At 46.5% G+C, this 14,024-nt stretch carries 11 protein-coding genes; 5 read left to right on the forward strand and 6 right to left on the reverse strand.

Annotated features, from left to right (window positions below; all coding sequences use genetic code 11):
- Positions 1-12: 12 nt before the first annotated feature.
- The 5 genes from C510_RS0114215 to C510_RS16665 all read right to left on the reverse strand — a co-directional run bounded on the left by C510_RS0114215 (position 13) and on the right by C510_RS16665 (position 5,234).
- Positions 13-459, reverse strand: a complete 447-nt coding sequence (locus tag C510_RS0114215) for a NanQ anomerase/TabA/YiaL family protein (RefSeq protein ID WP_018711943.1) — start codon at positions 457-459, stop codon at positions 13-15.
- Positions 460-475: 16 nt separating this feature from the next.
- Positions 476-1,711: an MFS transporter gene (locus tag C510_RS0114220; protein ID WP_018711944.1), complete on the reverse strand. Its 1,236-nt coding sequence runs from the start codon at positions 1,709-1,711 to the stop codon at positions 476-478.
- A gap of 187 nt (positions 1,712-1,898) precedes the next feature.
- Complete coding sequence (locus C510_RS0114225) at positions 1,899-3,083, reverse strand: AGE family epimerase/isomerase (RefSeq protein WP_025892928.1); 1,185 nt, start codon at positions 3,081-3,083, stop codon at positions 1,899-1,901.
- Positions 3,084-3,087: 4 nt separating this feature from the next.
- The gene (locus tag C510_RS0114230; RefSeq protein WP_018711946.1) at positions 3,088-4,005 is read right to left on the reverse strand and encodes a dihydrodipicolinate synthase family protein; all 918 of its coding nucleotides are present in this window, start codon (positions 4,003-4,005) and stop codon (positions 3,088-3,090) included.
- A 128-nt stretch (positions 4,006-4,133) separates the two neighbouring features.
- Positions 4,134-5,234, reverse strand: coding sequence for a cyclically-permuted mutarotase family protein (locus C510_RS16665; RefSeq protein WP_018711947.1), 1,101 nt, complete (start codon positions 5,232-5,234; stop codon positions 4,134-4,136).
- Between the two features lie 95 nt (positions 5,235-5,329).
- On the opposite strand from C510_RS16665, the gene C510_RS0114240 reads away from it, so the two are divergent.
- Together C510_RS0114240 and C510_RS0114245 are read left to right on the forward strand one after the other, a co-directional pair.
- Complete coding sequence (locus C510_RS0114240; RefSeq protein ID WP_025892926.1) at positions 5,330-6,541, forward strand: ROK family transcriptional regulator; 1,212 nt, start codon at positions 5,330-5,332, stop codon at positions 6,539-6,541.
- 4 nt (positions 6,542-6,545) lie between these two features.
- Positions 6,546-7,505, forward strand: a complete 960-nt coding sequence (locus C510_RS0114245; protein WP_022339657.1) for a bile acid:sodium symporter family protein — start codon at positions 6,546-6,548, stop codon at positions 7,503-7,505.
- Positions 7,506-7,860: 355 nt separating this feature from the next.
- Here the strand turns inward: C510_RS0114245 and C510_RS0114250 are convergent, their stop codons facing one another.
- Complete coding sequence (locus tag C510_RS0114250) at positions 7,861-10,158, reverse strand: inorganic phosphate transporter (protein WP_018711950.1); 2,298 nt, start codon at positions 10,156-10,158, stop codon at positions 7,861-7,863.
- 235 nt (positions 10,159-10,393) lie between these two features.
- Here C510_RS0114250 and purH point away from each other — a divergent pair, with 235 nt between their 5' ends.
- From purH to mreC, 3 genes are all read left to right on the forward strand, one after another.
- Positions 10,394-11,917, forward strand: a complete 1,524-nt coding sequence (gene purH / locus C510_RS0114255) for a bifunctional phosphoribosylaminoimidazolecarboxamide formyltransferase/IMP cyclohydrolase (protein WP_025892924.1) — start codon at positions 10,394-10,396, stop codon at positions 11,915-11,917.
- Positions 11,918-11,983: 66 nt separating this feature from the next.
- On the forward strand, positions 11,984-13,006 hold the full coding sequence (locus C510_RS0114260) for a rod shape-determining protein (RefSeq protein ID WP_018711952.1): 1,023 nt from the start codon (positions 11,984-11,986) through the stop codon (positions 13,004-13,006).
- A 162-nt stretch (positions 13,007-13,168) separates the two neighbouring features.
- Complete coding sequence (gene mreC / locus C510_RS0114265; protein WP_018711953.1) at positions 13,169-14,023, forward strand: rod shape-determining protein MreC; 855 nt, start codon at positions 13,169-13,171, stop codon at positions 14,021-14,023.
- Position 14,024: the final 1 nt, after the last annotated feature.

Here is a 14,024-nt window from a genome sequence, read left to right on the forward strand (position 1 = left end):
GTTGTGATAGGGTTATAATTTGACTTTTCCGATAAGTTTTCTGATTTTTCCTTCACCGATGACCGGGGCATGCGGGTCTTCGGGAAAGACAATGGCGAACTGACCCGGCAACAGATTGATATACGTAGTAGGTTTGTCGGTATACAGCGCACAGTCGCCTTCTGCTTGATAAGGTTGTTTTTCTTCTGTCAGGTCTTCGATGGCTTTCCATCCGATAGTTTCGTTTCCTTCCAATAGGATATGTACATCGATGTATTCACGGTGCAGTTCCAGAACTTGCTTGTCGGCAGTTACACAGGTCGGGTTCACATTGTTGATAAACAGATTGTTCCCTTCCAGTTCGATACGTCCGCAAGGCGTATGCAACAGGTCGTGAGTCTTTACATAGTCGAAAAGCTTCTTGAATAGCGGATGAAGAGATTCTACTCTTCCGCTATTTTGTAAGTTGGATATTATCATAGTCTTTTTTCTTTGGTTATTCTACATTGTCAGTTTTAGGACGCAGGAAATACAACTGGGCACAGAGTGCAACTGCTACCACGATGGCCAGCATAGCGAATCCCAGTCCTAGATTACCTCCGTCGCCCCATTGGCCCAGTAGGTCAGTGATGGCTGCTCCGGCAAATACTCCCGTCATGTTCATTACGCCATAAGCGGTAGCTCGTTGTTTGGCTGAAACGAATTGGCAAAGAATTGGCATGTTGTTGGCATCGAAAATACCGTAACCGATACCGAACAGCAAACCTGCACCTACTACGGCTACCAAGCTGTGTCCGAATCCCAGCAGAAGCAAGGAAGGGATGGTCAGTCCCAGTCCGATAGCACCTGTATAGATACGTCCGCGTAGGTTGCGTTGTACCCATTTGTCGGATAGAAGGCCACCGGTCAGTACTCCGATGAATGAAGAAACGGCAATGGTGATGGTAGAAAGCGGACCTGCCTGAGACATTGGAAGATTCAGGTTTTCGGCAAACAGAGTCGGCAGCCAGTTCTTGGTGGCCCATCCCGGCAGACTCGGTGCGGCAAAATACAGCAGGATGACCCAAAAAGCGATGTTGCTGAACAGCATCCGCAGGCTCTGGAAAATGTTGACTTTCTGTTCGTCTGTATCGGCGGTCTGTACAGGAGTTACAGGTTCGCTCTTCTTGTCACGTAGGAAAAGCATCAGGATAATAGCGTATGCGATACCGATGATTCCGAACCAATGGAAAGTGGTATGCCAGGAGAAAGCAGCAGCTACAGTGGCGCCGAAGCCTCCGATGGCTTGTCCGGTATATAGACCGGTCATGTGGATACCTACAGCCAGTGAGCGGGAACGTCCGGTGTGATAGTCGGCTATCAAGGAGAGGCCTGCGGGAATATAGAGTGCTTCACTGATTCCCATCAGTGCACGTAACCAGAATACCTGGTTGAAAGTGTCAGCTATCCCCATCAGGTATGTAACTGCTGACCATACAAACAGGCTACATACAATCAACCATTTTCGGTTCAGTCTGTCAGCTATTAATCCTGCTACAGGACTCATCAGTCCGTAAATCCAGAGGAAAACAGCCATGAGCCGACCAAAATTTGCTGCAGACTGCAATTCTACAATGTCAATCTGCATCGAATCTTTCATGGTACTGAGCATCTGTCTGTCCATATAGTTTAAAAGTGCGACACCCCATAATAAAGCGACGACAATCCAAGGGTAAACGTTCGATTTTTTCATAAGGAAGATAGGTTTGGATACTGGAATCAGATAGTTTTCTATATTCCAAGTGGTTATTTTTTCAGGTAGTAGAATTCAATTGGTCAATAAGTAATGAAGTCTTGGATTTAAAGATTTAAAGAGACCTTCAGGCAGTTTGTTTCCGAACGAGCCTGAAGGTAGAGTATAAAATACAAGAATGAGAAGTTTATAGTTCTGTCAGGATTTCCTTGCACAAGGTGTATCCTTTCGTCATCATTCTAGGAATGTGGAACGGACCTTTGAATAAGTTCCCCTTGGCCGGTTGAGCTACACTGCCATCCCGATGCAAATACCCGAACCATTCACCATATTTAGGATCCGGGAAATGTGCATAGGTCCAGTCACTAATCTGACGGTGTTTCTGTAGATAAGCGGGGTCTTTGGTGATTTTATAGGCATAAAGTGAGGCAATGATTGCTTCTGTTTGCGGCCACCAGAATTTCATGTCTTGCGAGTAATCCTGCGGAGGCAAGTTCTTGCAATCTCTAAAATTGATGATTCCGCCGTATTTAGGATCCCATCCCCATTCCCAAGACCAGTCAAAGATGGTCAGTGCCAGATCAATGATTTCTTTATCCTGATTCCGGTCCATGGCTACATCCAGCAGGAACCAGGCTGTTTCGATACAGTGGCCTGGGTTGATGGTACGTCCGTTGATGGTATCGATGAATTCTCCTTTCGGACCGACTGTTTCCAACAATGCCTTGAATTCCGGATGAATGAAATAACTTTTCAGTGCATGCAGTGACGTGTCAATCTGTTCATCCAGTTCCGGGTCATTGATGACTTTTTTGATGCGTGAAGCTACATTGATGAGAATCATGGTGATGGAGTGTCCCTGTGCCTGAACGGTTGGCAGGTACTTCGGCTCCAGAATTCCCGGAGTCTGCAGGAAACGGCGCATATCCTTGAAAATCTTCAATGCTTTTTCTGCATAGCTCTTGTCGCCAGTGGCGAGAGCATATTCAGCCATAGCAATGGCTGCGAAACTTTCACTGAATACGTATCTTCTCATGCGTAACGGGGTACCGTCGGCAGCGACTTCGAAATACATGCGTCCGTTGCGGTCGAAACAGTGTTCCTCGATGAAGTCGAGGGTAGATTTGGCTGCTTCAAGCCATTCCGGACGTGCCTCGATGTTGTTGTAGGCGTAGCAGCAGGTAAATGCGAAACGTCCTTGGAACCAGACAGATTTAGTACTGTCCATCAATTCTCCGTTCCGGGCAACACATGTGTAGATACCTCCATGCTCTTTATCGACTCCGTAGCGGAGCCAGAACGGCATGATGTTGGTCAGCATGTCTGTCTTGTACAGTTCTGCCCAGTAGTTTAAATAGGTACGGGTATCCATCATATCAGAATTTGTTGCAACGTTCAAAGAAATTGATGGCTTCCAGTTCTGCCTTCATGCGAGCTTCTTCTTCGTCGGTCATGTTCTGGAACGGAGTACGGTTCTTGCCCAAGTCCAGTCCTATCAGTTTCATGATACGTTTACCGCCTACGATGTTTCCGCGATAGTGGCAGATGACGTTGATGACTTCCTGTGAGAAGTTCTGAAGTTCACGTGCCTTTTCGATATCGCCGGCTTTCCATGCATCGATAATTCCTACCAGGTTGATACCGTTGTAGTTGGTTGTACCGCCGATACCACCTTGTGCGCCACCCATAGCCAATGAAGGAAGGATAGTTTCGTCCTGACCATGCAACATATCGAATTTACCGTTCTTGTAAAGACGGCACTGATTGTATTCATAGATACTTTCGTATGTATATTTGATTCCCGCAAAATTCGGAATGCGTCCGTCCACTGCTTTCAGCAATTCGGTCATCGGCAGGAATGCGCCGTTGAATGCCGGAATGTGGTAGTAATAGAACGGAAGGTTCGGAGCGCCGGCAGCGATTTCTTCGCAATATTTCACCAGTTCTTCGATACGTCCTACTTTCGGGAACGGAGGAGCCATGGCACCGATACCCCATGCACCGATTTTCTGGGCATGTTCAGCCAGCATCTTGCTTGCCTTTACGCAGCAGCTTCCTACGTGTACGATTACTTTGAACCCTTCAGGTGCTACTTCCATCCATCGTTCGGCCAGTTTCATGCGTTCTTCTTCAGTCAGCATGTAGCCTTCACCGGATGAACCGTTGATAAATACACCTTTCAAGCCGTTTTTTGCCAGCATTTTGGCATAGGCTTCAATCGGTTCATAATTTACTTCTCCATTTTCATAAAACGGAGTAAAAGGGGCATCGATTAATCCAATGATCTTTTCCATAGTCTTCGTTTATAAAGTCATTTATTAAGTAATGGCAAAAGTAGTGATTTACTTTTTAAAATACAATGATATTATGGGTTAATTTTTAAAAACAGATTTATTTTTATGTAGTCTGATAAGAAAATTCGCTATTTTAGTATATCGGATAGAGAAATTACTGGAACCTCTGAAGTACGGATTCCCGGTTTGATTTCTCCACACACCATGTACAATGTATTCCCTTTACATAGCAATACGCCTCCGGCTTTAGCCATTCCGGGTACATGCGGAATAATTCTCCATGACTTGTCTACGGTATGGTAAACAAGCAAGTCATCATGAAACCGATACCATTTCGGCTCATGTTTCAGGTATTGGTCGTCTTGTCGGCCTTCCATCGCTTCTTTAAATAAAGGTGCGTATACCCCACCGGTGAATATCAGGTAATCACCGTATGCAATCCCTGATGAACCTACCAGACAGCGAGGGGTGTTGTCCGGATAAGGAGGAATGGAAGTCTCTACACTCCATTTTTGGGTGGATGGGTCATACCGTAGAATGTCTGTGGCCAGTGTACATGTCTTGTCTGTAGCATTGAAGGCGAATCCGCCTGCCAGATACAAGGAACTGTCTGTTCCTATCAGGGTGGGTTGTACCCGTAGCTGTCCGGGATAATCGGTCTGTCTGTCCCAGGAGTCCGGTTGCTCGGTGGATAACGCATAAAGCGCTTTCTCCTGTTGAGGCTGGTTTCCTCCAGTAATATAAAGGATATTACCTACACGCGCGGCAGCTGCATTGTCTATACCGGTAGGAAGGGAAGGTAAGGGTGTAATCTGAGAAGCTTCGGAAGCCGTTTGCGGGAATCCGATGCGATATACTGCAGTCGAGGTAGAGTCGTTGTTCATTCCTCCGATACAGACTAGTCCTTCTTCTGTTTCTACCGATGCTCCGTATGCTATAGGAATAGGAAGGGGTGTCTGTTCCTGCCATTGTGTGGAGGAAGTGCCGGGTGTCAGGCTGTATACTTGCGCATAATAGACTTTCTTCCCTCCTTCCGCTGCCGGTTTGTCCGGGAAATTACAGCCGCCGGCCACTATCAGTGTGGAACCTGCAAATCCGGCGAAGGGAGCGGAAACTCCTTTCCGGATGGGGTAATCGGGAATGTGGGTATCGGATTTCTGGGCAATCAATAATGTCGGAAAATAGATGCTTAAAAGAGCCAGGAAACAGAGTCGGAAAATGATTTTCATGCTTAATAGTGATTTAATTTGTTCCGAATATAATAAGAATCAGGGAATTTTCAAAACAATGATGTACCTTTGCTGTCGAATTAAAATCTATTATTATGCCGCAACATCATTTATTGCTCGAAATAGCCCGAGGTGCAAAGAGCGCAGTCACCAAGAAACGCATCATTACATATTATATGTATAACCGTTCCTCTACGATTCCGGATTTGGCGAAGGAACTGAATTTGAGTGTACCTACGGTGACAAAGTTCATCACAGAAATGTGCGAGGATGGTTTTATCGTCAACTATGGGAAATTGGAGACCGGGGAGGGGAGACCGCCGACACTGTATGGGCTGAATGCTGATTCCGGTTATTTCGTGGGTGTAGATGTCAGAAAAACAGATATTAATATCGGTCTGATGAATTTTACGGGTGATATCATCGATGAATGGCTGAATGTTCCTTTCCGTCTGGTCAATACACCCGAGGCTTTGAATATGCTTTGTGGACAGATTCAAGCTTTTATAGACGACAACGCAACTTTGCGGGACAAGATACTGCAGGTAGGAGTCAATATATCGGGACGTGTCAACCCTGATTTGGGATATAGTTTCAGTCTGTTTAATTTTGAGGAGCGCTCTTTGAATGAAGTGCTGACTGAAAAGATAGGAATCCCGGTAAGTATAGATAATGATACCCGTGTCATGACATACGGTGAATGTATGAAAGGTGTGGTAAAAGGTGAAAAGAACATTGTTTTTGTCAATCTGAGCTGGGGCTTGGGAGTCGGTCTGGTTATTAACGGACAGCTTTATGCCGGTAAATCCGGATTTTCCGGTGAGTTAGGCCATTTCAGTGTGTTCGATAATGAAATACTTTGTCATTGTGGAAAGAAAGGGTGCCTGGAGACCGAGGTCTCGGGGATGGCTTTGTACCGGAAGCTGTGTGAACAGGTAGCTGAGGGGAAGAGTTCTATTTTGTCGGAGCGGATTCTGGCAGCTAAGGAATCTGTGACTTTGGAGGACATTATCAAGGCTACCAACAAAGAAGACCTGCTCTGCATCGAACTGGTAGAAGAAATAGGAATGTTACTGGGACGCTATTTGGCAGGAGTCATTAATCTGCTTAATCCGGAACTGGTGATTATCGGTGGGGCACTTTCGGCTACAGAGGATTATATTCTGTTGCCCGTAAAGGGAGCTATCCGGAAATATACATTGAATCTGGTCAACAAGGATTCTTCAGTCGTCTTGTCCAAGTTGAAGGACAAGGCTGGAATGATAGGTGCCTGTCTGTTGGTGCGTAGTAAACTGTTTGAGGATTAAATTTATGAAAATCATTCAATTTATAAAGGACTGGACACTCCCGATAGCTATGTCGTTGGGAGTCATCCTTTATTTTGTGTATGTCAATCTGCCTTTTCTGGCAGGTACAAAACCATTCGTCAATCATGCGGTTGCGATTATACAACCAGTCTTGATTTTTCTGATGTTATTCCTGACCTTCTGTAAGGTCGATTTGTCGGAGTTACGTCCGTGTAAATGGCATGTCTGGCTGTTGCTGGTGCAGGCCGGAAGTTTTTCATTGTTGGGAGGAATCCTGTTGCTGTTCCGCGATATGGCAGGCGGAGTTTGGATGGAAGGGGCGATGCTGTGTCTGATTTGTCCTACAGCCACTGCTGCGGCTGTGGTTACCCGTAAACTGGGTGGTGATGCCGGTCATCTGACCTCTTATACCATTTTAAGTAACTTGTTGGCGGCATTTCTGGTGCCTTTGCTAGTTCCGTTGGTACATCCTAATCCGGATATGACTTTCTGGGGAGCTTTTATTCTGATATTGGGTAAAGTATTCCCGTTGCTGCTGTTGCCTTTTGTTGCGGCAGTGCTGTTGCGGTATCTGTGGCCTGCCATGCATCATCGGTTGGGCGAGTTCCATAACCTGACTTTTTACTTGTGGGCAGTGGCTTTGATGTTGGCTATTGCGGTAACGGTACGCAGTATTATGCATAGCGATTATTCATTCGGTTATCAAGCCGGACTGGCCATTGTTTCTTTGATTTGTTGCGGGCTTCAGTTCTGGATAGGAAAGCGTATCGGCCGTGTCTATCACGATTCCATCAGTGCCGGACAGGCATTGGGGCAGAAGAATACGGTGGTAGCCATCTGGATGGGATATACTTTTCTGACTCCCGTTACAGCCGTGGCTGCCGGTTTCTACAGTGTATGGCATAATGTAGTCAATTCTTATCAGCTTTATCAGCAGCGGAAGCGGGAAATGGTTCATTTCTGAAAAAGTGGTTTTTAATCGGATAATAACATAAACAGGTGGAAGAGGTCGGTCGCGCTTCTTCCACCTGTTCCGTTTTTGTTTGTTTCTTTTTTAGATTTTCCGTGTCAGGAACGTATGTCTTTTACATGTGGAATGTAGGTCCTGCGGTCTGAAAACATACGTTTTGTGGAAGTAGAACGAACACAAGATGGGTACGTCTGAGAGAATGAATGAAGGAATATGTGTGATCTCAAGTGGCTGGATGATGTCTGTCGGCTGCAGGTGATAGGATGTATCTGTTCGTTGTGTTATAAAAAAGCGGAGATGCACCGCATTCGGTACATCCCCGCAAGAATTGAGAAAGAGTGTGTGTTTGTCAGATTGTATGTTCTGTCAGCATTTCCGGGTGCCCCTCTTGAGGAACGTAATCTCCCTGGAAGAAACGGCTGGCACGTAGCAGGTGACGCCAGATGCTTACTAATTCCTGGGTTTCCTGTAAGATGTTCAGATAAACCATGGATACTTTCAGGCGGTTGCTGTCACTTTCCTGCATCCGGTTCATCTGCTGTTTACGTAAGGCAGAGATGGTATTCTTCAGCTCATCGCCTTTCTTCAGGATATCGTCGGCATCGTCGTATGTATTGTTTTCGATGGCAGACTGGGTACGTTCCATCAGTTTGCACAGTTCCTGACGGACACCCTGCAGTTCGGCAATGCGTTCCGGAGTCAGCGGATTGAAGTTGTTGTCCACATGTTCCTTGCATGGTTCACCGATACGTTTCAGGCAGTATAGCATCTGTTCGCAACTGTTACTGCCCAGGTGGAACCAGGTATTCTTTTCGATAGCGGTTGTGATAGGTATTCTGCGCAGACCCAGAATCTCTTTCCGGCGGCGTTTCTTCAACATCTTCCGCTGGTCATCGGTAGCATTAACAGCTTTACGCAGACTCTTCAGGTCTTCGTTGATGAATCCATCGGTTATCTGGATATAGGCTTTTTCAGTGAATCCGATGTAGCTGGTGAGTGTTTCCTTTACGTGCTGGCGCAGGAGTGAAAGCACTTCGTTCTTGTCCTTGCTGCTCATCATGCGCTTGAAAATGTCATCTTGACCTTCAGCCTGTTCTTTCTGTTTGTATTTGATGTTGCTGCGAATCAGCAGGAATACGGCTACTCCGATGAAGATGACCATACCGACAAAGCTGGTGTAGAACATGATGAACGTTACGAGGGCACATACGATGAAGGCTACGAAAGCGGTGATGAACCATCCGCCGATGACTGAAAGCATACCGGTGATACGGTATACGGCGCTTTCACGTGTCCAGGCACGGTCGGCCAATGAACTACCCATGGCAACGATGAAGGTTACGTAAGTGGTGGAAAGCGGCAGCTTCATGGTGGTACCGATAATAATCAGCAGGCCGGAGAGTACCAGGTTGACGGAAGCACGTACCAGGTCGAAGGCAGCTCCGTTCTCCAGGATGATTTCGTCTTTATTGAAGCGGCTGTCAATCCATCGGCGTACACCGGCCGGAATGACCTTGACCAGAAATTCGTTGATGGAAGTGGCTCTACGTACGATGGTACGGGCCAGTGCGGATGAACCGAACATTTCGTCGCCTTCTTCCTGGCGGGCCAGGTCGACAGAAGTCTTGATAACGTTCTTGGCCTTTTTCGATGTAGCCAGTGCGTATACCATGATGATACCCGAAAGGAAGAGGAAGATGGCCGGTGTCTTGGCCGATGACATCAGTGAACTCATCATGAAGTGATGGATGTCTGTTCCATTGGAGTTGGCCACGTAGTCGGTATAGGCAGAGAAGCCGGCCAAAGGGACACCGATGAAGTTCACCAGGTCGTTACCGGCAAATGCCAGGGCCAGTGAGAAGGTTCCCAGCAGGACAATAATCTTGAATACATTGATTTTACACCAGTGGAGAATCTGCATCAGTACAGTGAACCCGATGAAGCAGGCGGTCATCAGTAGGGTTGTGTTCTCTTCAATCCAACCTTTGGAAGCGTCGGTCATGAACGGAGCGCTTTTCAGACCTTTAATCAGAATAAAGTATAGTAGCGAGGTAACGGCGATTCCTCCGAAGATACCGATGGTCCATGACAGGTGTTTCTTGTAGTTGAATCCGAAGATGATACGGGAGATGTATTGCACGAACGTGCCGACAATGAACGCAATGGCGACAGAAAGGAAGATACCCATGATGACGGAGAGCGCTTTTTCCGTATTCATCATATCGCCCAACGTGAGAAGACCGGTCTCGTCGCCCATGATTTTCAGCAAAGCCAGGATAAATGTTCCTCCTAACAGCTCGAATACCATGGATACGGTGGTTGAAGTCGGTAGCCCTAATGTATTGAAGACATCGAGCAGGACGACGTCGGTCACCATGACAGCCAGTAAGATACACATGATTTCATAAAAACTGAAATTGACCGGTTGGAAGATGCCGTGACGGGCGATATCCATCATACCGTTACTTAGGATGGCTCCGGCAAAGACCCCGATGGCAGCCACGATGGTAATGGTCTTGAAGTTGGCTACCTTGGCTCCGACAGCGGAGTTCATGAAGTTCACTGCGTCGTTACTGACGCCCACCAGCAGGTCGAACACTGCCAGCATAAACAGGAATATGACAATCCCCAGATAAATTGTTTCCATACTTGTACTCTCTGATTTTTGCCGCAAAAATAGGAGTCTCATGTTATAGGAAAAAGACATATATGTTACATTTCTGTTACAAAACGGGGCCGGAAGGAAAAGGGGGTGTCCGGTGGCAAGGTAAAATTTATGTGAGAAACTGGTTTTCCAAAATTGCAAGATATTTTCACGTAAATATCACCTATTTATCAACTGAAAATTTGTAAATTTGCACCCAAATCTAAAATCTATAGTAATGTCAGAGTCAAAGAGAATCAAAACCGCGTTGATTTCGGTTTATCACAAGGATGGTTTGGATGCAATACTTGCCAAACTGCACACAGAAGGAGTTGAATTCCTGTCTACAGGTGGAACCCGTCATTTCATCGAATCGTTGGGTTATCCGTGTAAAGCAGTAGAAGATCTTACTACTTATCCTTCCATTTTAGGGGGACGTGTAAAGACATTACATCCGAAAATCTTTGGAGGTATTCTGTGCCGTCGCGAACTGGAAGAAGACCAGAAGCAGATTGCCCAGTACGAGATTCCGGAAATCGACCTGGTTATCGTTGACCTTTATCCGTTTGAAGATACTGTTGCTTCGGGTGCCGAAGAACAAGCTATTATAGAAAAAATCGATATCGGTGGTATCTCACTGATTCGTGCCGCTGCCAAGAACTTTAACGATGTGGTGATTGTGGCCAGCAAACACCAGTACAAACCGTTCTTGGACATCCTGAATGAAAAGGGTGCCGTAACTACCCGTGACGAAAGACGCTGGTTCGCACGCGAAGCTTTCGCTGTTTCTTCTCACTACGATTCAGCCATCTGGGGCTATTTCGACGGAGGAGAAGGTACTGCTTTCCGCTGTGCAGTAGAAGACGGACACCCGTTGCGCTATGGTGAAAATCCTCATCAGAAAGGTACTTTCTACGGTAAGCTGGAAGAAATGTTCGAACAGGTACATGGAAAGGAGATTTCTTACAACAACCTGCTGGACATTAATGCAGCTGTCGATTTGATTGAGGAATTTGATGAAACTACCTTCGCTATCCTGAAGCACAACAATGCCTGTGGATTGGCTTCACGTGCCACTGTACTCGAAGCCTGGAAAGACGCTTTGGCCGGCGACCCGGTTTCTGCGTTCGGCGGTGTGCTGGTTACCAATGCGACTGTCGACCGGGCTACAGCCGAAGAAATCAACAAGATTTTCTTCGAAGTCATCATCGCTCCGGCATACGATGCCGATGCGTTGGAATTCCTGTCACAGAAGAAGAACCGCATCATCCTTATCCGTAAGGAAGGTAAGGGTAGCACTGTACAGTTCCGCTCGTTGCTGAATGGGGTATTGGTACAGGATAAGGATACTCGTATCGAAACTCGTAATGACCTGAAGCAGGTTTCAGAGAAAGCTGCTACAGATGCTGAAATAGAAGATTTGCTGTTTGCCAACAAGATTGTGAAGAACAGCAAGAGCAACGCTATCGTGCTGGCTAAAGGCAAGCAGCTGCTGGCTAGCGGTGTGGGACAGACTTCCCGCGTAGACGCGTTGAAACAAGCCATCGAGAAAGCTAAATCGTTTGGCTTCGACCTGCATGGAGCCGTTATGGCCAGTGACGCTTTCTTCCCGTTCCCTGATTGTGTGGAAATTGCCGACAAGGAAGGTGTGAAGGCCGTTATCCAGCCGGGTGGTTCTGTAAAGGATGAGCTTACCTTCCAGTATTGCAACGAACATGGGGTGGCTATGGTTGTTACGGGAATCCGTCACTTTAAACATTGATTCATTTTGCCGATAGCCGGAAGACGGCTGTCGGCGCTACTAAATTAGACAAAAAAGGAATAGGAAATGGGATTATTCTCTTTTACGCAAGAAATAGCGATGGACCTTGGCACAGCCAATACCATTATTATAAGTAACGGCAAGATTGTGGTGGATGAGCCTTCTGTCGTTGCTCTCGACCGTCGGACCGACAAGATGATTGCCGTAGGCGAACGTGCCAAACTGATGTATGAAAAGGAAAACCCGAATATCCGTACGGTACGTCCGTTACGTGATGGGGTGATTGCGGACTTCAATGCCTGCGAACAGATGATGCGTGGACTGATTAAGAAGGTGAACACCGGACGTCGTTTGTTCACTCCGTCATTGCGAATGGTTATCGGTGTACCTTCCGGTTCAACTGAAGTGGAATTGCGTGCTGTACGTGACAGTGCGGAACATGCCAACGGACGTGATGTCTATTTGATTTTCGAACCGATGGCTGCCGCTATCGGTATCGGTCTGGATGTAGAGGCTCCGGAAGGAAATATGATTGTAGATATAGGTGGAGGTTCTACCGAAATCGCCGTTATCTCTTTGGGAGGTATCGTTTCGAACAATTCTATCCGTATCGCCGGTGACGATCTGACAGCTGATATTCAGGAATACATGAGCCGCCAGCACAATGTGAAGGTGAGTGAACGTATGGCTGAACGTATTAAAATACATGTAGGTGCCGCTTTGACTGATCTGGGTGACCAGGCTCCGGAAGATTACGTGGTGCGTGGTCCTAACCGTATTACGGCTCTGCCGATGGAAGTCCCTGTCTGCTATCAGGAAATTGCCCACTGTCTGGAGAAGAGTATCGCCAAGATTGAAACAGCTATCTTGAGCGCATTGGAAAATACGCCGCCTGAACTGTATGCCGATATCGTGACCAACGGTATCTATCTGACGGGTGGTGGTGCTTTGCTCCGTGGCCTGGACAAACGTCTGACTGACAAGATGAACATTCCGTTCCATGTTGCTGACGAACCACTGTTGAGCGTAGCGAAGGGAACAGGTATCGCCTTGAAGAATGTAGACCGTTTTTCATTCTTGATGCGTTGAAGTTAGTAGAGACCTTCTACTTGTATGAAATAACACATGAGGTTGAGACTGTATGGGTATCACACAGTTTCATCCTCACTGTTTGTTTATGGAGGTAATAGAAATCCGGGGAGCACAGACAGGAACTGTTTAACGCTCATTCCCGAAAACCAGTGTATTGACGTGCGTAATCTCATTAATTTTATAATAAAATACGATTATTGGTTTCTGTTCGTTTTGTTGGAAATCGCTAGTTTCGTATTGTTGTTCCGTTTCAACAATTATCAGGGAAGCGTCTTCTTTTCTTCGGCCAATTATGTGTCCGGAGTGATTTATGAGACTTCTCACCAGGTAACCCAGTATTTCGGTTTGCGTGGTGTGAACGAAAGGCTGACTGCCCGTAATGTACAGTTGGAACTGGAAGTGGAGAATCTGTCGCGTCAGTTGGCTGAGTATGGAAAAGATACTATGGCCATTACCCGCTTGCGGAAGGAGGCACTTCAGAATTACCGGATTGTAGATGCACATGTGGTGAACAACAGCGTGACACAGGCCAATAATTTCATTACCCTCGATAAAGGGAGTGCTGACAGTATACAGCCTGAAATGGGGGTTGTCTGCGGGAACGGAATCGTGGGTATCGTGTATCTGACAGCTTCTCATCATTCCATTGTATTGCCTGTGCTTAATGCCAAGAGTAATATCAGCTGCAAAATCAAGCGGACTTCTTATTTCGGTATCTTGAAGTGGGACGGTAACTCCTCGCAGTATGCTTATCTTGAGGACTTGCCACGACATTCGGAGTTTGCTTTGGGTGATACAGTGGTGACCAGTGGACACAGTTCTGTCTTTCCGGTCGGGATTCCGGTCGGTACGGTCGATGATATGAGCGACAGTCATGACGGACTTTCTTATCTGTTGAAGATTCGTCTGTTTACAGATTTTGCCCGTTTGAATGATGTGCAGGTCATCGCACCTCTTAATTACGGAGAACAAGCGGTGCTGGAGGATAGTGTGAAAGTTCTATTAAACAACTGAT

Source organism: Phocaeicola barnesiae DSM 18169 = JCM 13652, from assembly GCF_000374585.1.
Lineage (GTDB): Bacteria > Bacteroidota > Bacteroidia > Bacteroidales > Bacteroidaceae > Phocaeicola > Phocaeicola barnesiae.